Annotated in this window: 16 protein-coding genes; 4 read left to right on the top strand and 12 right to left on the bottom strand. The window is 61.3% G+C overall.

Going from position 1 to position 19,865, the window contains the following annotated elements; all coding sequences use genetic code 11:
- Nucleotides 1–72 precede the first annotated feature (72 nt).
- A protein-coding gene (locus BFP93_RS27345; RefSeq protein WP_218061229.1) for an IS3 family transposase occupies nucleotides 73–1,625 on the top strand; the annotation gives its coding sequence in 2 pieces (ribosomal slippage) (nucleotides 73–535 and nucleotides 535–1,625; 1,554 coding nt in all).
- 164 nt (nucleotides 1,626–1,789) lie between these two features.
- Here BFP93_RS27345 and BFP93_RS10375 read toward each other — a convergent pair.
- The 11 genes from BFP93_RS10375 to iolC all read right to left on the bottom strand — a co-directional run bounded on the left by BFP93_RS10375 (nucleotide 1,790) and on the right by iolC (nucleotide 14,902).
- On the bottom strand, nucleotides 1,790–2,812 hold the full coding sequence (locus tag BFP93_RS10375; protein ID WP_057725136.1) for an ABC transporter permease: 1,023 nt from the start codon (nucleotides 2,810–2,812) through the stop codon (nucleotides 1,790–1,792).
- Between the two features lie 25 nt (nucleotides 2,813–2,837).
- Entirely contained in the window at nucleotides 2,838–4,391 is a 1,554-nt protein-coding gene (locus BFP93_RS10370; protein WP_065893005.1) for a sugar ABC transporter ATP-binding protein, read from the bottom strand.
- 65 nt (nucleotides 4,392–4,456) lie between these two features.
- Nucleotides 4,457–5,392 (bottom strand): sugar ABC transporter substrate-binding protein, encoded by a 936-nt coding sequence (locus BFP93_RS10365; RefSeq protein ID WP_065893004.1) that lies wholly within the window; start codon nucleotides 5,390–5,392, stop codon nucleotides 4,457–4,459.
- Nucleotides 5,393–5,440: 48 nt separating this feature from the next.
- Nucleotides 5,441–5,617 carry a hypothetical protein gene (locus BFP93_RS28865; protein ID WP_163001556.1) on the bottom strand — a complete coding sequence of 59 codons (177 nt, stop codon included), beginning with the start codon at nucleotides 5,615–5,617 and terminating at the stop codon, nucleotides 5,441–5,443.
- A 128-nt stretch (nucleotides 5,618–5,745) separates the two neighbouring features.
- On the bottom strand, nucleotides 5,746–6,774 hold the full coding sequence (locus BFP93_RS10360) for a Gfo/Idh/MocA family protein (protein ID WP_065893003.1): 1,029 nt from the start codon (nucleotides 6,772–6,774) through the stop codon (nucleotides 5,746–5,748).
- 535 nt (nucleotides 6,775–7,309) lie between these two features.
- Nucleotides 7,310–8,320, bottom strand: coding sequence for a Gfo/Idh/MocA family protein (locus BFP93_RS10355; RefSeq protein WP_065893002.1), 1,011 nt, complete (start codon nucleotides 8,318–8,320; stop codon nucleotides 7,310–7,312).
- Nucleotides 8,321–8,339: 19 nt separating this feature from the next.
- Entirely contained in the window at nucleotides 8,340–10,271 is a 1,932-nt protein-coding gene (gene iolD, locus BFP93_RS10350) for a 3D-(3,5/4)-trihydroxycyclohexane-1,2-dione acylhydrolase (decyclizing) (protein WP_065893001.1), read from the bottom strand.
- Between the two features lie 10 nt (nucleotides 10,272–10,281).
- Nucleotides 10,282–11,097 (bottom strand): TIM barrel protein, encoded by an 816-nt coding sequence (locus BFP93_RS10345; protein ID WP_065885220.1) that lies wholly within the window; start codon nucleotides 11,095–11,097, stop codon nucleotides 10,282–10,284.
- 27 nt (nucleotides 11,098–11,124) lie between these two features.
- Nucleotides 11,125–11,913, bottom strand: a complete 789-nt coding sequence (gene iolB, locus BFP93_RS10340) for a 5-deoxy-glucuronate isomerase (protein WP_065893000.1) — start codon at nucleotides 11,911–11,913, stop codon at nucleotides 11,125–11,127.
- A 2-nt stretch (nucleotides 11,914–11,915) separates the two neighbouring features.
- Nucleotides 11,916–12,803: a myo-inosose-2 dehydratase gene (gene iolE, locus BFP93_RS10335; RefSeq protein ID WP_065892999.1), complete on the bottom strand. Its 888-nt coding sequence runs from the start codon at nucleotides 12,801–12,803 to the stop codon at nucleotides 11,916–11,918.
- A 161-nt stretch (nucleotides 12,804–12,964) separates the two neighbouring features.
- The gene (gene iolC, locus BFP93_RS10330) at nucleotides 12,965–14,902 is read right to left on the bottom strand and encodes a bifunctional 5-dehydro-2-deoxygluconokinase/5-dehydro-2-deoxyphosphogluconate aldolase (protein ID WP_065892998.1); all 1,938 of its coding nucleotides are present in this window, start codon (nucleotides 14,900–14,902) and stop codon (nucleotides 12,965–12,967) included.
- Nucleotides 14,903–15,187: 285 nt separating this feature from the next.
- Between iolC and BFP93_RS10325 the strand changes: the two genes are divergently transcribed.
- On the top strand, nucleotides 15,188–16,096 hold the full coding sequence (locus tag BFP93_RS10325; protein WP_065885216.1) for a MurR/RpiR family transcriptional regulator: 909 nt from the start codon (nucleotides 15,188–15,190) through the stop codon (nucleotides 16,094–16,096).
- A gap of 225 nt (nucleotides 16,097–16,321) precedes the next feature.
- Here BFP93_RS10325 and BFP93_RS10320 read toward each other — a convergent pair whose 3' ends face one another.
- Nucleotides 16,322–17,227 (bottom strand): hypothetical protein, encoded by a 906-nt coding sequence (locus BFP93_RS10320; RefSeq protein ID WP_065892997.1) that lies wholly within the window; start codon nucleotides 17,225–17,227, stop codon nucleotides 16,322–16,324.
- 344 nt (nucleotides 17,228–17,571) lie between these two features.
- Between BFP93_RS10320 and BFP93_RS10315 the strand changes: the two genes are divergently transcribed.
- Nucleotides 17,572–18,255 (top strand): response regulator transcription factor, encoded by a 684-nt coding sequence (locus BFP93_RS10315; RefSeq protein ID WP_010564812.1) that lies wholly within the window; start codon nucleotides 17,572–17,574, stop codon nucleotides 18,253–18,255.
- Nucleotides 18,233–19,624 carry a sensor histidine kinase gene (locus BFP93_RS10310; RefSeq protein WP_065892996.1) on the top strand — a complete coding sequence of 464 codons (1,392 nt, stop codon included), beginning with the start codon at nucleotides 18,233–18,235 and terminating at the stop codon, nucleotides 19,622–19,624. Before BFP93_RS10315 ends, BFP93_RS10310 begins: the two co-directional genes overlap by 23 nt.
- The last annotated feature ends 241 nt before the right edge of the window (nucleotides 19,625–19,865 follow it).

The raw sequence follows: 19,865 nt of genomic DNA, 5'->3' as shown, positions 1-19,865 counted from the left end.
CCCCCGGTGTCAGGGTAGTTGTCGTGTCCCCCGCTTTTTGAAAAGCATTCCGGGGGCGGCAAGAGTATGGTCATGCCTTTCTATTCAGAAGAACGTAAAGCTGCGCTGCTGAAAATGATGCTTCCGCCCCTGAGTCTCTCGGCGGCGGAGGTCGCTCGGCGCGAGGGTTGCAGCGATATGTCTCTCCATTATTGGCGCAAACAAGCTGCCGCCAGAGGAACGCAATTGTCCGATGCCAAGCAACCGGCCGAAAATTGGTCCGCCGAGTCCAAGCTGACGATCATCATAGAAACAGGTTCGCTATCGGAACTGGAGGTCGGTGAGTACTGCCGACGAAAAGGTATTTTTCCCGAGCAAATAACCGATTGGCGCAACGCTTTTATTGCCGGCAGCACGAAACAGTCAACCGCGAAAACTGCAACCTCCGGACAGTCACGGGATGATAAAAATCGTATCCGTGAACTTGAGCGTGAGCTGCGCCGCAAAGATGCAGCTCTGGCTGAAACAGCGGCCTTACTGGTACTACGAAAAAAGCTCAATGCCTACTGGGGGAGCGACGACGAGGCCAACTGACCTTGTTGCCAGAACGGTATTTACTCGTTGATTGGCTTAATGAAGCCATTCTGGCGGGCGCCCGCAGGGCGCCTGCTTGTCAGGAGGTAGGCATTTCACTGAGGACGCTGCAACGCTGGAGCTTGCCGCAAGAACTCTTGGCAGATGGACGCACGACGACGCTAAGGCCGATACCGAGTAATGCACTCAGTGAGCTTGAACGACAAGGCATCGTGACCCTGTGCAACAGCAAAGCCTATGCGCACCTCCCGCCAAGCCAGATCGTGCCGCAATTGGCCGATGAAGGAAGATATGTAGCCTCGGAGTCGACTTTTTATCGTGTGCTGCATGCGGCAGGTCAGCAGCATCACCGGTCCAGAGCCAAGCGGCCGCATCGCCATGAGGCACCGACCACTTACGCAGCGACTTCAGCTAACCAGGTATGGTCGTGGGACATCACCTACCTGCCGTCCCCGGTTCGTGGGAAATTTTACTACCTCTATCTGATCGAAGACATCTACAGCCGAAAAGCCGTGGGCTGGGAAGTTTATGAAGCAGAGAGCGGGGAGAAGGCAGCAGCGTTGCTGCAACGAAGCGTGACTCAGGAGAAGTGCTGGCGCCAGCCGCTGGTGCTTCACTCGGACAACGGAGCACCGATGAAATCGGTGACGTTACTGACCAAGATGTATGACCTGGGCATCACACCGTCTCGCGGTCGACCACGGGTTAGCAACGACAACCCGTACTCGGAATCACTGTTCAGGACACTGAAATACTGCCCGCAGTGGCCACAGGCGGGGTTTACCAGCCTGGAAGATGCGCGTATCTGGGTGAGGGATTTTATGACCTGGTACAACACTGTGCACCGTCATAGCCGGATCCGCTTCGTAACACCGGCTCAACGTCATGAAGGAAAAGACCGAGAAATCTTGGCTCGTCGAGATGCGACATACCGGCAGGCCAGAGAGAAAAGACCGGAACGATGGTCAGGAGAGACACGCAACTGGAACCCTATCGGGACGGTGTATCTGAACCCCGAAAGGGAGCTGACCGTGGTAATAAAAGTCGCGTAGCGCGACGGTGGACGCGACAACTACCTTGAAAAACGCCGTCAGGATCAAGAGCGACTCGCTTCGCATCGTGGTTACGGTTGGGCGCTACAGAGTTGTGTAGATACCTATGGTTATCGGGGGCAAGCCCCCTCCCACATTTGACCGGTGTTGTCCTCAAGGTAGGCTCAGCGCTTGAGCTTGCGCTTGTTGCGATACTGGTCGATCACCACCGCCACCACGATAATCAGCCCCTTGATGATGTCCTGGATATACGCATCCACCCCGACGAAGGTAAAGCCGCTGGCCATGACGCCGAGGATCAGGGCGCCGATCACGGTGCCGGTGATGCGCCCTACCCCGCCCGCCAGGCTGGTGCCGCCGATCACTGCCGCCGCAATGGCGTCCAGCTCGTAGGACATGCCCATGCCCGCCTGGCCGGTCGCCGCGCGGGCCGAAGCCACCACGCCGGCCAGGCCTGCCAGGAGACCGGCGATGCTGTAGACGATGATCAGGTGACGCTTGACGTTGATTCCCGAGGTGCGCGCCGCCTGCATGTTGCCGCCGATGGCGTAGGTGTATTTGCCGTACTTGGTGTAACGCAGAGCGATGTGGAAAATCACCGCCACCACCAGAAAGATGATCACCGGCATCGCGCCATGGCCGATGGCCGTGTACGAGTCCGAGAGCATGCTCACCGGCTGGCCTTCGGTGTAGTAACGCGCCAGGCCACGGGCCGAGACCATCATGCCCAGGGTCGCAATGAACGGCGGGATACCGGTGACAGCAATAATACTGCCGTTGATCGCCCCCGCCAGCAGGCCCACACCCAGGCCCATCGCCACCGGGATCCACACCGGCAAGTCGGTCAGGGAAGGAAACACCGCCCGGGAAAAATCGGAAGTCTGCGCCAAACTGGCGGCGATCATCGCAGACAAGGCCAGCACCGAGCCGGACGACAGGTCGATACCGGTGGTGATGATCACCTGGGTCACGCCAATGGCCAGCAAGCCGATGATCGACACCTGCAGGATCATCAACACCAGGCGCTGGGAGTTCATCAAAAAGCTCTGGTCGCGCACGATCCAGCCGAACAATTCAAACACCAGGCCGATGCCGATCAGCACCAGGAAGATGCTCAATTCGGTAGGCATGCGTCGACGGTGCTTGACTGGTGCCGTGGCCGGCTTGTTATCTGTTATTGCATTCATAACCCATCACCTTCTTATTCTGGAGTCAGTGGACCACGGTCATACCGGAGGCCAATTGCATGACTTTTTCCTGGGTGGCATCCGCGCGATCCAGGGTGCCCATCAGTTCGCCTTCGTGCATCACCATCACCCGGTCGCTCATGCCAAGCACTTCGGGCAGTTCCGAGGAAATCATGATCACCGCCATGCCTTCGCTGGCGAGAAAGGCGATCAGGCGATAGATCTCGGCCTTGGCGCCCACGTCGATGCCCCGGGTCGGCTCATCGAGGATCAGCAGGCGCGGGTTGGTCATCAGCCAGCGCGCCAACAGCGCCTTCTGCTGGTTACCGCCGGACAGGGTGTCGATGCACTGTTCAAGCGACGGGGTTTTCACCCGCAGCTTCTTGCACATGTCTTCGCACAAGGCGCGCAAGGCCTTCTGCTGGATGAAACCGTTGCCCGAATAGTGCGGCAGCACCGCCATTTCCATGTTTTCCAGCACCGACAGGCACGGGAACAGGCCACTGAGCTTGCGGTCCTCGGTCAACAGCGCGAAGCCCTTCTCGATGGCCATGTGCGGGTCGCTGATACGCACCGGCTTGCCGTCCAGGGTGATCTGCCCGCTGCTGCTGGGGGTGATGCCGAAAATAGTTTCCGCGACGTTGGTGCGGCCCGAGCCCATTAATCCTGCGATGCCGAGGATTTCACCGGCGTGCAGGTCAAAGGACACGTCCTTGAATACACCGTCCAGGCTCAGGTCACGCACCGACAGGAGCAAGTCGCCAATCGGCGTCTCGCGCACCGGGAACAACTGGCTCAGCTCACGGCCGACCATCATCGAGATCAGGCTGTCGCTGTTCATGCTGTCGGCGCGTTGCAGGCCGATGTATTGGCCGTCACGAAACACCGCCACTTCATCGGCGATGGCGAACACTTCGTTCATTTTATGTGTGATGTAGACGATGCCTTTGCCCTGGGACTTGAGGTCGGCAATGATCGAAAACAGGTGGGCGACTTCCTTTTCGGTAATCGCCGACGTCGGCTCATCCATGATCAGGATATCGGAGTCATAGGACACGGCCTTGGCGATCTCGACCATCTGCCGTTCGGCGATGCTCAGGTTGCCCACCTGTTCTTCGGGGTCGAGGTTGATGCGCAGGCGCGCCAGCAGCTCGGCGGTGCAGCGGTGCATTTCGCGGTGGTTGACCATGTGCAGGCTGTTGAGCTGCTCGCGGCCGATCCAGATATTTTCGGCGATGCTCATGTGCGGCATCAGGTTGAGTTCCTGGTGGATCATCGCAATCCCGGCCTTCTGCGCCGCCAGCGGCGTCTCGAAGGTGATCGGCTTGCCCCGCAGGCGGATTTCGCCGGCATCGGGCTGATAGATGCCGGCGATGATTTTCATCAGCGTCGACTTGCCCGCACCGTTCTCGCCCATCAGCGCCAGCACCGTGCCGGGGCGCACGCGCAGTTGCACATCGTCCAAGGCCACGACGCCGGGAAAGCCTTTGCTGATGTTGAGAATTTCCAGCAGGTAGGGTTCGTCCTGCGCCAGCGGCTGGATACCCGGCGGCGGCGCGACAGTGGCGTGAGCGAGCATAGGGAGATACTCCATCTGCAGGGCGGCCGTGACCGCCCTGCCGGCTTAGGGGTGTGAGTTCAGGACTACTTGAAGTCTTTGACGTTGTCCGGGGTGATGAGCTTGAACGGGATCACCACGTTCTGCTCCACCGGCTCGTGCCTGGCCATCTTGCGCGCCGCCTCTACCGAGCCGACGGCCTGGCCCTTGGCGTCCTGGAACGCCGAGGCGGCCATGTCGCCCTTGGTGATTGCGTTGAGACCGTCCGGCGTGCCATCGACCCCGGCGATCAACACCGTGCCGGGTTTGGTGCCTGCCGACTTCAGCGCCATGGACGCGCCGATCGCCATCTCGTCGTTGTTGGCCAGCACGGCGTTGAACTCGCGGCCCTGGGTCAGCCAGTCGTTGACCAGGGTCATGCCCTTGTCGCGCAGCCAGATACCGGTCTGTTCCTGCTCGATCTTGATGTCCGGGTACTTGGCCAGCACTTCCTTCACGCCCTTGGTGCGGTTGGTGGTGGAGTTGTTCGCCAGGTCACCCAGCAGGATCACGATCTTGCCCTTGCCGCCGAGTTTTTCGGCGATGTACTGCATCTGCAGCTTGCCCGCTTCGACGTCATCGGAGGTCACGGCGACGACGTCCTTGGGCAAGTCTTTCTGGTCGGGACGGCGGTTGACGAACACCAATGGGATTTTCGCGGCGGTGGCGGCCTTGATGATGTTCGCCGTGGAGGCGGTGTCCACCGGGTTGACGATGATGGCATCGACTTTCTGGCTGATAAAGTTCTCGACCTGGCTCAGTTGCTTGACCACATCGGCGCGGGCGTCTTCGAACTGCAATTGCACGCCGTCGCCCTTGGGATAGGACTTGGCCTGCTTGTCCATGTCTTCGCGCAGGTAGGTCAGGAAGGTGTCATCGAAGGCGGACATGCTCACGCCCACCTTGATGTCAGCGGCCACGGCAACGCCGCTGGCGAGCAGCATCGACAGGGCCAGCGCGGTAAAACGGATCGGGGTCTTCATGAACGGTCTGTCTCCACTTTCTTGTTGGTTTTATGGACGTTGCGTTTATCAGCGTTCGGCAGGCACGCGGACCACCGGTGCGCCGGGAATGCAGCAGACCAGCGCGCCCTGGTTTTCGACGCACAGCACATTGAGGAAGGAGAAGTAGAACGGCCGGGCGCGAGGCAATGCGCGTGGCGTGTGGGCAGGGCGTAAAACTCGCAGTACAGCGTTGAAGATTTTCATCTGACGGTACCTGGTTGTTTTTGATCTTGTTTTTGTTGAGTCGCCGGGGTCGAGCCCAAGACGTACTTTATGCAACCTGGAAAAGACTTTATTGGAAAATAATTTCCATATCAACCTGTTTTAGAATTTTATTCTATTTTTGTCGAAACCACCTGCTGGCGCTCGGCGCTGAGGCGTGCAGCGTCCAATATACGGGTGGTTTCCAGCGCGTCACAGGGGTTTACCGGCAGCGGCCCCTGGCCTTGCACGGCACGTTGCAACTGCCGGTAGAACTGCGGCCAGCAACCCTTTTCCGAGGGCACCCGTTCCCGCTCCGACCCTTGTTCGAACCAGCCCCAGCGTCGATGCTCTTCCGCGCCCCAATGCTCGCCTTCGGTTTTCGGTGACTTACCGGCCATCAGCGCGTCTTCCTGGCCGTCGAGCCCTTCAACGGTGTAGCAGCCCAGCGTGCCACTGACGCGAAAGCGCGGCGCCTGGCTGTTTTGCAAGGCACTGCCCCACAGGTGCGAAATCACGCCGTTGGCATGGGTCAGCGCCACGAAAAAGCCGTGATCGAGGCTGGGATGCTCGGGCGTGAAGTGCAGTTGCGCAAATACCCGGTCCACCGGGCCGAACAGTTGCAGGGCCTGGTCCACCAGATGGCTGCCGAGGTCGCGCAACCAGCCGCCGCCGCTGGGATTGCCCACCGCCTGGGGGCTGTAGCGTTCGACGCGGGATTCAAAACGGGTGATCTCACCCAGCGCACCGGCTTCGATGAGTTTGCGCAGGGTCAGGTAATCCGAGTCCCAGCGCCGGTTCTGGTAGACGCTGAGCAATGTGCCTTGGCGTTCAGCGGCGGTGATCAAAGCCTGGGCCTGCTCGGCGTTGGCGGCGAAGGGTTTGTCGCTGACCACCGCCACGCCATGTTCGATGGCTTCGAGCACCAGGGCCGGACGGCCTTTGAGGGTGGTGGAGATGACGAGGGCGTCGACGCCGGCTTCGACAATCTGGCCGAGGGTGTCGAAGGCTGGAAGGCCAGGGTGGTCGTTTGCCAGTTGCTGGCGGCGCTCGGGGGATCGTGTGACGACGCCGACAAAGGTCGCGCCTGGCAACGTCGCAATCAGCGGCGCATGAAAGAAGCGCCCTCCGTGGCCGTAGCCGACTAGTCCGATTCGCATGATTTATTCCTTGTTTGAAGTGCACACCCAATCAAATGTGGGAGGGGCGGTGCGACGATTCGACTTGCCCCCGATGGCGGCCTCTGGGCCGACCAGGATGTTGGATTGGAACGAGTACATATCCGTTTCTGCGGTAACGGCCACTTAGGGTTCCGCCCTGACGGCGGGTCACTTTGGAAAAGCCCCAAAGTAACCAAAGGGCTCCTGCCCCACCACTCGGCACCTCGCCTAGGCTCGGTGTGCCCTCTCTCCGGCTTGAATCCGTGGGCCGCCGCAATGGGCCATCCATGGCCCAGTGCGGCTAACCCGGCGTCCTGCCGGGTTGCCCACGGATTCAAGCCTGCGTTCGGCCAGCGTGGTTTAACGGGGCGCCTGAGATCAAAAGCAGATCAAGATCAAGAGCGACTCGCTTCGCATCGTGGTTTGTAGGTACCTATGCCCCGACGGCAGTGTGCCAGTAACTACTCTTGTCACTGATCCACCGCTATCGGGGGCAAGCGCCCTCCCACATTTTTAACCGCGTTTCTCCAGTGGTTCAGCCATAGAAATGCGGGCGATCCGGCAGGCTCACCGGCACAATCTGTCCACTGCCCTGCGCTTCGATACAGGCATCCGCCGCCACCGCCGCCGCGTAGCCGTCCCAGGCCGACGGCCCGCCCACTTGCCCGGCGCGCACGCTGTCGATGAACGCCTGCAATTCGACGTCATAGGCGCCGATAAACCGGTCCTTCCAATCCATCAGAATCGCGTTCGACAATTTCGCTCCACTGCGCATCTGTACCTGTGAAGGCTCCGGCAATTTGGCGATGCCGCTCTCCCCCACCACTTCGCATTGAATGTCGTAGCCGTATTGGCAGTTGACGAACACTTCCACGTCGATACGCGTGCCCTTGACGGTCTCCAGCAGGACGATCTGCGGGTCGCGCAGGTGGGCCAGGGCTTTGCTGGTCTTGCGCGGGAACACCACCTGCACGGAAGCGTAATCGTCGTTGAGCAGCCAACGCAGTACATCCAGTTCGTGGATCAGGGTGTCGGTAATCGCCATGTCGGTCTTGTAGTTCTCGCCCACCGTCGGGTTGCGATGGGCGCAGTGCAGCATCAGCGGCTCGCCGATCTGGCCGCTGTCGATCACCGCTTTCAAGGCGCGGTAGCCTTCGTCGTAGGGGCGCATGAAACCGACCTGCACCAGGCGCTTGCCGTGCGCCACTTCGGCGTCGACGATGCGGCGGCAGCCTTCGGCGGTCACGGCCAGGGGTTTCTCGCAGAACACCGGTTTACCGGCGGCGATGGCGGCGAGCACGAATTCTTCGTGACTCGGCCCCCACGACGTCACCAGCACCGCTTGCACCTGCGGCGAGTTGATCAACGCGTGGCCGTCCGGGTACACCTCGGCGTCCAGCTTCAAATCGGCCACCACCCTGGCGGCCTGTTCAAGGTTGATATCGGTGACCGCCACCACCTGGCTGTTGAGCAGGGTCTGGCTGCAACGACGAATATGGTCACGGCCGATGGCACCGGTACCGATCACTCCAAGCTTCAACGACATACATGCACTCCTCTTGTTATTAGTACTGCCGGGCCTTGGCCAGTTGTTCATTGAGTTTTTTTGCGGCGGCGTTGGTGCGTTCGCTGGTGGACACCTGCGCCACCCCCACCCGCCACCACGACAGGTAGCCGTGGACCATGGTCTTGGGCAGCACCTTGATATCGATCAGGGTCGACACGCTTTGGGTACGCGCATCGGCCAGCGCCGCTTCAAGCTGTTCCACGCTGCTGACCTTGTAGGTCTTGCAGCCATACGCCGCCGCGCTCATGGCGAAATCCACCGGCACCAGGCCACCGTCGAGCTTGCCGCTCTCGGGGTTGCGGTAGCGGAACTCGGTGCCGAAGCTGTCCATGCCGTTGCCGATCTGCAGGTTGTTGATGCAACCGAAAGCCATGTTGTCGAGCAGCACCACATTGATCTTGCGGCGCTCCTGGATCGAGGTGGCCAGTTCCGAATGCAGCATCATGTAGGAGCCGTCGCCGACCAGCGCGTACACCTCTTTGCTCGGTTCGGCCAGCTTCACGCCCAGGGCGGCGTTGATCTCGTAGCCCATGCACGAATAGCCGTATTCGACGTGGTAGGTGTTCACGCCCTTGCTGCGCCATGCGCGCTGCAGATCGCCGGGCAGGCTGCCGGCGGCGGCAACAATGATGGCGTCGTCGGCCAGGGTCTGGTTGAGCACGCCGAGTACGCGACTCTGGGTCAGGCAGGAGCCGGTCAGTTCGATAAATTCGCGCAGGACCGCGCGGTCCAGGTGGTCATCGACTTCGGGGACGAAATCATCGCCCTGGTACTCAACCTGATGCACCCGGTCCACTTCGGCGTCCAGTTGCGCCCTGGCGTCGCGCACCTGCTCGCCCCAACCGGCGCGGTAATCGCCCAGGGCATCGGCCAGGGCTTGCAGGGCGACCCTGGCATCGCCCAGCACTTGCACGCCGTCGAGCTTCAACGCATCGCACGGGCTGATATTGAGGTTGAGAAACGTCACCTGCGCGTGCTTGAACAGCGATTTGGACGAGGTGGTGAAGTCGGTATAACGGGTGCCGATGCCGATGATCAGGTCCGCCTCGGGCGCCAGCAGGTTGGCCGCCAGGCAACCGGTCTCGCCAATACCACCGACGTTCAGCGGGTGACTGGACACCACCGCGCTCTTGCCCGCCTGGGTTTCGGCGAAGGGAATATCGAAACGCTCGGCAAAGGCTTGCAGCGCAGCATTCGCGTCGGAGTACTTCACCCCGCCGCCACAGATGATCAGCGGTTTGCGCTTGCCCTTGAAGGCGGCCAATGCATCGTCAAGCATCGCGCTCGTCGGCGGGCGACGCTCGATGCGGTGCACGCGTTTTTGCAGGAAATAATCCGGGTAGTCCCAGGCTTCGGCCTGCACATCCTGGGGCAGCGCCAGGGTGACCGCGCCGGTCTCCGCCGGATCAGTAAGCACGCGCATGGCGTGGATCGCCGCGCTCATCAATTGCTCCGGGCGGTTGATGCGGTCCCAGTATTTGCTGACCGAGCGGAAAGCGTCGTTGGTACTGATGCTCAGGTCATGAAACTGCTCGATCTGCTGCAACACCGGATCAGGCTGGCGACTGGCGTAGACATCACCGGGCAACAGCAGCAACGGGATGCGGTTGGCGGTGGCGGTGGCCGCGGCGGTGAGCATGTTCGCCGCGCCGGGCCCCACCGAGGCGGTGCACGCGTAGATCTTGCGGCGCAGGTGCTGCTTGGCAAAGCCGATGGCGGCGTGGGCCATGCCCTGTTCGTTGCGGCCCTGGTGCACCACCAGGTCACCGCTGTCCTGCTCCAGCGCCTGGCCGAGGCCCAGCACATTACCGTGACCGAAAATGGTGAACACGCCGGCGACAAACTTGCTCTGCACGCCATCGACTTCGATGTATTGGTTATCCAGGAACTTCACCAGGGCCTGGGCCATGGTCAGTCGGGTGGTGGTCATGTCGCGCCCCTTAACTTTTTTTCAGGTGGGCAATGCTTGCCCCCAAGGCCTGCTGGATATCCGCCAGTTCATGCACGCTGCTCGCAAACGGCTCGAACGACAGGTAGCCGCTGTAGCCGGTGCTGAGCAAGGTGTCGATCTGCGCCGCATTGCCAAGGATATCGCCCTCGCCTACCAGTACGCGGTGGCCATCACGGATCGCGTTGAGCGGCGCGTCGGCATCTTCCACGCCGGAGATGTGCACCAGGCCGGTGAGTTCCGGGAAGAACTCATGCTCGTTGGCAAGATGGTGATGGAAAGTGTCGTGCACCACACGGAACACATCCAGGCCGCCGATGGCCTTGATCGCGTCCACCGCCACGCGCTTGCGGCGCAGGGCAGACTCTTCGAAGCCCAGGGGTTCGACAAAGCCGAGGATGCCGTACTCGCGCAGAATCGGCGCCAGTTCGCTCAGCGCCGTGCGCAAACCGGCGGCGCGCTGGGCATCGGTGCGCGTGTCGCCCGGCTCGTTGAACGGGCACATCACCAGGCCCTGGGCGCCACATTCACGGGCATAGGTGGCAAGCTCGATTGCCTGGGCCCGGCGTTGATCGTTCCACACGTCAAACGGATACAAGGCGTTGATCGACAGCACCGTGATGCCCTGCGCCGCGCACAACTCGCGCACGCGGCTGGCGGGCGTGCCGTATTCGATCTGGCGGTCCTTGAGATCATTGCGGATCTCGATGGCATCGCACTTGAGCGACGCGGCCAACTGGATGAAATCCGGCAGGGACAGGTTGGGTGCGACCATCCGGTTAAGGGCAAAGCGTAGCGGCGACTTCATTGTTGTTGTTCTCCGTGCAAAACCGTTTCAGAGGTCCAGCAGCCAACTGTGCTGCGGGTCATTATGGAAATGCCAGGCACGCTTGGGGCCGGCCATGACGTTCAGGTAGTACGACTCGTAGCCGTACGGCACGCTGACCGGGTGATAACCCTTGGGCACCACCACCAGGTCGCTGTTTTCCACGGCCATGGCCTGGTCGATACTGCGGTCGTCGGTGTACACGCGCTGAAATACGAAGCCCTGGGGCGGATTGATCTGGTGGTAATAGGTCTCTTCCAGAAAGCTCTGGTGCGGCAGGTCATCGGTGTCGTGCTTGTGCGGCGGGTAGCTCGACGAATGCCCGGACGGCGTGCGCACTTCCACCACCAGCAATGAATGCGCCGGCTCGCTGTCGGGCAGGATGTCGCACACGTAGCGAGTGTTGGCGCCTTTGCCGCGCACGCTGCGCTTGCACTGTTGCGGGCGGATCAGGCGCGGTGTGTAACCGCCCGCGCCGGGTGCGGCGCACACCGCGATTTGTACATCACTCAAGGCGGTGACCCGAGCGTCGGTGCCGGGCGGCAGGTAGGCGGCAAACGGGGATTTGTCCTCGAACACCGATTGACGATCCCCCAGGTTCTGCCAGTCGAAGCCCTCGCCTTCAATATTCACCCGGCCGCTGAGCAGCACCAGGCACAGCTCCTGGTCGCCGGCGCTGACCGGCAGCGTCTCCCCCAGGCTCAGGCGATAAGCGCTGAAACCCACATACTCCAGCCGCCCCGCTTCCAGGGCGACCATGGTTTGCCCGCGCTTGTTACTCTTGACCAGCAAGCTCATGGTTAAGTCCTCTCGTCGAGCAATGCTCGCAACGTGTCATAGCCTTTTTTCGCGTAGATATAGCTGGGCGCCACGGCCGGATCCTGCTCGGCCTCGACCACCAGCCAGCCGGTGTAACCGGCGGCCAACAGCTCATCGAGCAAGGGCGCAAAATCGATATCGCCATCGCCGGGCACGGTGAAGGTGCCGTTGACGATGCAGTCGGGAAAGCTCCACATCTGGTTGCGCGCCAGCTGCACCACGGGTTTGCGCACGTCCTTGAAATGCACATGGCAGATGCGCTCGATATGTTTGCGCAGCACCTCAAGGGGCTCGCCGCCGCCCATGTAGCAATGGCCCGAGTCGAACAGCAGGCCGACTTCCGGGCCGGTGCGGCGCATCAGCTGATCGATATCCTCGGCGGATTCGACATAGGCGCCCATATGGTGGTGGTAGGCCAGGCGCACGCCCTGGGACAGGGTAAAGCGCGCCAGCTCAGTGAGCTTGTCGGCGTACGCCTGCCACGCCTGCTCGGTGTGAAAGCGTGGGCGTTCGATCAGACGGACGCGCGACCCCTGGATCGAATCGGCCACTTCGCCATACACCAGCACCGTCGCGCCATTGTGCTTGAGCAACTCGACGTGGCCGGCGATGGCCTCGATTTCCTCGGCCACCGAACGCCGCGCCAGGCGGCTGGAATACCAGCCGGAGACCAGCGCCAGGTCATAGGGGCGCAGCACATCGGCGACCCCTTTGGCGTCCTTGGGGAACTTGCCGTTGAGTTCAAACCCTTCGTAGCCGATCTCTTTACCTTCGCTCAGCGCGGTACTCAGCGGCGTTTCACCGCCCAGCGCCGGCAGGTCGTCGTTGCTCCAGGAGATCGGGTTGATGCCAATTCGGATTGCGGGCATGGCTGCACCTTTTATTGTTTTCAACTAACACTGAAAATCTGCTTTATGTGGGAGGGGGCTTGCCCCCGATAGCGGCGTGTCAGACAACACTTCTCTAACTGAACTACCGCCATCGGGGGCAAGTCGAATCGTCGCACCGCCCCTCCTACATTTGATCTGATTTAATTTCGCGCGCTGCGCCAGGCAGTAATAAGCTGTTCGAAGGTGGCCTGCACCCGCTGGATCAGGGTCTCATCATCAATCTCCCCCGCCATCCACGCCTTGCTCGGTTCCTGGAAGATCGTGCGGCCCACGGCAAACCCTCGGCAGGTGGTGCTCTGGCTGGCCTGCTTGAAGCCGTCGGCGAGAAATTCCGCCGACGCATTCAGCCCCAGCAGCACCACACCCCGGCAGTACGGGTCGCGTTCTTCGATCAGCTCGTCGAGCTTTTTCCAGTCCGCAGCCGATTGCGCCTCGATCTTCCACCACGCCGGGTAGATGCCCAGGTTGTACAGGCGCTTGAGGCTGCGGTAGAGCACGTCGGGATAGGTGGAGGGATGATCCTTGGGCGGGATGACTTCCAGCAGCAGTTCATGGCCGCTGACAATGGACGCCTCGTACAGCGCCTTGAGCTGCGCTTCCTGTTCCAGGCGCAGCAGCGGCTCGTCGTCGGGATGAAATTGCACCAGGCACTTGATGACCTGTTCCGCAGGCCAGGTAATCAGGTTGCTGCCGATGGAGCGGCCGTGTTCGAACGCCAACGGCCGCGAGTTCTGTACCTCCACCGGGCGCGCGATCCACCAGCCGCGACCGCTGGCGGCGTTGAGCGCATCCTGGCCGAAACGCTGGTCGGCCAACAGGCCCACATCGGCCTCGATGCCCTGCTCGCCCAGCTTGCGCTCCACGCGTTCGATGGCCTGGATAAACAATTGCTTGATCGCACTGATGCGCGCCAGATCCTGGCCGCCGCGCTGGGCGAGGTCGACCAGTTGCCAGCGATGGTCGAAGGCGAACACGAACAGCTGCTTCCAGGTTTTGCGCGGCACGCTGACGCGGTGCAGGCGTTGCAGGGTCGCGTCCTGGTCAGGCCGGGTGATCGGCACCGGGCTATTGAACAGGTACTCAAGCTCGGCAGGCGTCGGCATGGCCGGCGCGCAGGCATGGCGCGACACCACCAGGCCGCCGCAGGCATTGGCCAACTGGCTGCAACGCTCATCCGTGGCGTCGTTGAGCCAACCGCTGAGGAAGCCCGACATGAAGGCATCGCCGGCGCCCAGCACATTGAGCACTTCCACGCGCACGCCGGGGTAGATCGCACCGTCTTCGAGGCGTTCTGGAATAGCGCCGTGAATCACCGTGCAGCCTTGCGGGCCGAGCTTGACCACCAGGGTGGCGGGCGTCAGTGCTCGCACCGTACGCAAGGCGCCGAGTAGGTCTTCACTGCCGCCGGCAATCAGGAATTCTTCTTCGGTGCCGACGATCAAGTCGAAACGCGGCAGGATCTTCTGCACATGCTGGCTGACGTTCTGGTCGGCAACGAAACGGGTCTCGCCATCGGCCTTGCCGGCCAGGCCCCAGAGTACCGGGCGGTAGTCGATGTCGAGCACGCGCTTGACGTTGTGTTTGGCCGCATAGTCCAGCGCCTGGATACTGGCCTTGTACACCCCGTCGGTGGAGAAATGCGTGCCGGTGATCAGCAGCGCCTTGCTGGAGGCAATAAAGGTTTCGCTGACGTCTTCGGCGCGCAGGGCCATGTCGGCGCAGTTTTCGCGGTAGAACACCAGGGGGAAGGTTTCGCGATCCTTGAGACCGAGCAGCACCAGGGCGGTAAGGCGTTCCGGGTCGACCTTGATGGCGCTGACGTCGCAGCCTTCACGGGCCAGGGATTCCACCAGGAAGCGGCCCATATGGTCGTCGCCCACCCGGCTGAGCATCGCTGACTTGAGCCCCAGCCGCGCCGTGCCGAAGGCGATATTGGCCGAGGAACCGCCGAGGTACTTGGCAAAGCTGGACACGTCCTCAAGCCGCGCCCCCACTTGCTGCGCATAGAGGTCGACGCCCAGGCGTCCGAGGCAAATCAGATCCAATTGACGCCCACTGGCAAAACGAGTCTGGCCCATACTGGCTCCTGTTATTTTTATCAGCCTGCGCTGTGCCGCCGTGGCGACGGCAAACGCTCTTTGGTGGGAGCAGACTAGAACGTCCGGCGGCGGCAATCAATATTTATTCCATAATTATTTTTAGTGGAATATTTTTTCCAATAAGCCGACATAATGCGGTGACAGCCTTCGTGCATCGTTTCAGCAGCCCGCGCAGGCCGTGATGCCGAGGTATTTTTTTGTGCCTACCCTGTAGACTTGCGCCACTCATCAGCGCATCAGACGAACACGCCAGAAGGATTGCCCATGTCCCGCACCGATCCCGAGACCCCCCTGGAAGATCCAATCGCCAGCCCTGCGATCAATGCCGAACGCCTGTTGCAGCTGATTACCGAGGAATACGAAAGCCTGCCGCGCCAACTCAAGCGCATCGCCAGCTACATGAGCCAGCAGAGCGACCGAATCATGGTCGACCGCATCAGCGACATCGCCCGCGAATGCGAAGTGCACCCCTCGGCCATCGTGCGGTTTTCCCAGCGTTTCGGCTTCAGCGGGTTCAGTGAGATGCAGGCGTTGTTTCGCGAGGCGTATACCCACAAGACCACGCCGGTGCAGAACTACCAGCAGCGCATCCGCAGCATGATCGCCAACAAGTCGCAGAAGGCCAGCGGCGGCGACCTGGCGCGCGAGTGCGTCAACGCCACGTTATCCGGCATCGAACGGCTGGGGCTTGAGCTGGACGACGCGGCCTTCGACAAGGCCGTGGACCTGGTGGTGAATGCCGACAATATCTACGTGGTCGGCGTACGCCGCTCATTCGCGGTGGCCGACTACCTGGTGTACAACCTGCAGCACACCAACAAGCGCATTCACCTGGTTTCGGGGCTGGGTGGCAGCTATCGCGAACAGATGCGCAGCGTGCGCGCCAATGACCTGGTGATCGCGATCAGCTTCACGCCCTACGGCAAGGAGACCCAGCACTGCCTGCGCATCGCCCAGCATCACCAGGCCAAGACGTTGATTATCACCGACAGCAACCTGTCGCCCCTGGCCAAGCGGGCGAACGCGGTGCTGTTGGTCAATGAAGGCTCCTCGTTCGCCTTCCGCTCACTGAGCGCCACGCTGTGCCTGTGCCAGGCATTGTTCATTGCAGTGGCGTATCGGTTGGAGTTGAAGGTGGACGAGATTCACGAGCAGGTGGGGTTCGACGACTAAGGCTGGTTCACCGCCAACCAAATGTGGGAGGGGGCTTGCCCCCGATAGCAGGGTGTCAGTCGCCGAATCGGCTGACTGACACTCCACTATCGGGAGCAAGCCCCCTCCCACATTGAGCCAGAGTCAGGCTCAGGTTTAGTGCATGAAAATGGCGATCAGGATAATCAGCGGAATTGGCACGCCGAGGAACCACAGCAGTAATGAGCGCATCATGTTCTCCTTGATTTAACGAATGTAGTTTTCGGTTTCGACGTACACCACGGCATCCCGGCGGCGACCGCCGAAGGTGGCGGCGAAGCTGGCGAAGAAGGCACCGATCAGCAGCGCGACGAAGGTCCACAGCGAGGTGTAGGCGGCGACTTTGGCAGCGGTGTCGGCGGCTTGCTTAGCTTTGACCTTGGCGTCTTCGACAGCTTTACGGGCATCGCCGTAGACCTTGTCGATGCGTGCCTCGGCATCGGCCTGGCTGAGGTTGGTGCGCTGGCTGATCAACTGGGCCAGGTAGGTACGGTCTTCCGGAGCCAGTTGGCCGTCATTGCTCAACGTACGCGCAAAAATGCGACCGACCACGGCATGGGCGGCGTCATCGCCGACCGCTGCAGGGCGGTCGTCGCGGAACAGGCTGTCGACGTAGTAGCCGAAGTCGCCGCTGTGGGCGCCCTTGGCCATGCTGCCGGCGGCTTGGGACATGCCGCTGGCGGCGCCCGATGCAACGCTGGCACCGGCTTTGACGCCGCCGCTGACCACGCTGCTGACCGAACCGACCACCAGCATCGCGGTGATCAGTGTCGCGACCGCCCAGGCCAGGAAGCCGTGTGCGGTGTCACGGAAGTACACCTCATCGCCATGCATATTGGCCCACTTCACGCGCAACCGGCCGGCAATGTAACCGCCCAGGCCCGACGCAACGATTTGGGTGAATGCCAGCCAGACAATCGTGGAAATGCCAAGCCCCTTGGCGCTCATGCCGCTGTCGGCCCACGGCGACACCGCCGAAAAGCCCAGGCCGAAACCCAGCAGCACCAGGATCAGGGACAGTGCGGCTGCGGCGGCGGCCCCAGCAAAAATCGCCCCCCAGGAAACCCCGGAGAGCGCGCTTGACTCTTGCAGCGTGGATGAGGATGTGATCATTGTTGTTTTGCTCCAGGCATGAAAAATAGTGTTACAAGTCTCAAAAAGGACAGTGCAGGCAGCGTGCCAGCCCATGCAAAAAATAAAATGCTTATATTTCAACAACTTAACTAAATTGAACTTCTTAAAATCATGCAAGTTGCAAGAATGGCCTGTAGAGAGCGGGCGTTATGCATTCTCCTGTTGAACACCCAATGTGGGAGGGGGCTTGCCCCCGATTGCGGTGTGTCGGGTAAGAATTGACAAACTGCCCTACCCCTAGATGAAGTTTTATTTAGGAAACATTCAGCAACTTCTTGGCAAAATGTCCCCACTTCTAGTGTGAACGCTCACCAGGTAATCCTATGACCCGCATTTTGACCATCGAGGATGACGCCGTAACGGCCCGCGAGATCGTCGCCGAGCTGAGTAGCCATGGACTGGACGTAGACTGGGTGGACAATGGCCGCGAAGGCCTGGTCCGTGCCGTCAGTGGTGATTACGATCTGATCACCCTCGACCGCATGCTGCCCGAACTTGATGGCCTGGCCATCGTCACTACCCTGCGCACCATCGGCGTATCCACGCCGATCCTGATGATCAGCGCCCTCTCCGACGTGGACGAACGCGTGCGCGGCCTGCGCGCCGGCGGTGATGACTACCTGACCAAGCCCTTCGCGTCCGATGAGATGGCCGCGCGCGTCGAGGTGCTGCTGCGACGTAAAAGCACGGTCAAGGAATTCGAAACCGCCCTGCGCGTGGCCGACCTCGAACTGAACCTGATCAGCCGCGAAGCGAGCCGCGCCGATCAGCCGTTGAGCCTGCTGCCCACCGAGTACAAGCTGCTGGAATTCTTGATGCGCAACACCGGGCAGATCCTGTCGCGGATGATGATCTTCGAGGAAGTCTGGGGCTATCACTTCGATCCCGGCACCAACCTGATCGACGTGCACATCGGTCGCCTGCGCAAGAAAATCGACCCGCCGGGCCTCACGCCGCTGATTCGCACGGTACGAGGCTCGGGATATGTCATTGCTGAACCCCTCTAAAGGCTGGCGCTCTTCCAGCAGTCGGTTGCTGGCGCTGTACAGTTCGCTGTTCGTGGCATGGAGCTGCATCCTCATGGGGGTGCTGTATTACGAGGTGTCGGGCTACCTCAGCGACCTGTCACGCCATTCGCTGATGCAGCGCCAGCATTTGTTCCAGCGCTTCGACGGTGAAGAACTGGTGGAGGCGCTGACCACCAGCATGACGTTCGACATGAAAGGCGTGGATGCCTACGGCCTGTTCGACGAACAGTTTCGTCCCTTGAGCGGGCCGATCCGCGCCGTGCCGCCCGACTTGCCGCTCGATGGCAAGATCCACGCCCTGGCCAACTGTGTCGATTCCGACGACCCGAAACTGCCCAAGGACAGCTGCGATGCCGTGGCCACCCACACCGAAGACGGACGCTGGCTGGTGCTGGTGCGCGCCAACGGCTCACTGTTCGGCGTGACCCGGATCATCTGGCATGCCCTGCTGTGGGCGCTGTCGCTGACCATCCTCCCGGGCATCGCCGGCTGGCACTTGCTGCGCCGTCGCCCACTGCGGCGCATTCGCGGCATTCAGGCGAGCGCCGAGGCCATCGTCGCCGGCGACCTCACGCACCGCTTGCCGCTGTCGAACCGGCGCGATGAGCTGGACATGCTCGCGGCCATCGTCAACGCCATGCTCGACCGCATCGAGAAGCTGATGAACGAGGTCAAGGGCGTGTGCGACAACATCGCCCACGATCTGCGCACCCCACTGACTCGCTTGCGTGCGCAGCTTTACCGCATCAAGCAACAAGCGGAGGAAGACTCGGCCCATGCGGTAAAGCTCGATGACGCGATTGCCGAAACCGACACACTGATGGCGCGTTTTCGCGGCCTGCTGCGGATTTCGGAACTGGAAGACCACCAGCGACGGTCGGGTTTCTTGCTGATGGACCCACTGCCGCTGTTGCGCGAGCTGCATGACTTCTACCTGCCCCTGGCCGAGGAAGGCGAGCTGGAACTGCTGCTGCAGACCCCGGATTCACTGCCCTGGATTACCGGCGACCGCGCCCTGCTGTTCGAGGCCCTGGCCAACCTGCTGAGCAATTCGATCAAGTTCACCCCGCCCGGCGGCAAGGTGATCCTGCGCGCGGTCAATGATGTGGGCAGCACACGGATCGAAGTGCTCGACTCCGGGCCGGGGATTCCTGCGGCCGAACGGGCGTCGGTGTTCCAGCGCTTCTACCGGGTCGATGAGAGTGATCAGCAAGGCGGTTTCGGCCTGGGCCTGTCGATTGTCGCGGCGATCATCAACCTGCACGGCTTCAAGCTGGACGTGGCCACCAGCGAACTGGGCGGCGCGCGGCTGGTGCTGGAGTGTCGCCAGCAGTTGATGCCCGAATAGGTAAAGATCCAAATGTGGGAGGGGGCTTGCCCCCGATAGCGGTGTGTCAGCCAGCTTATCTGTAGCTGACACACCCTCATCGAGGCATAGGTATCTACACAACTCAGCAGCGCCCAACCGTAACCACGATGCGAAGCGAGCCGCTCCTGATCTTGATCTGGCTTTTGATCTTGATCTCAGGCGCCCCGTTAAACCACGCTGGCCGAACGCAGGCTTGAATCCGTGGGTAACCCGGCAGGAC

It is taken from the genome of Pseudomonas sp. 44 R 15, from assembly GCF_900004965.1.
Taxonomy (GTDB): domain Bacteria; phylum Pseudomonadota; class Gammaproteobacteria; order Pseudomonadales; family Pseudomonadaceae; genus Aquipseudomonas; species Aquipseudomonas orientalis_A.
This window is presented reverse-complemented; position numbering and strand designations above follow the sequence as displayed.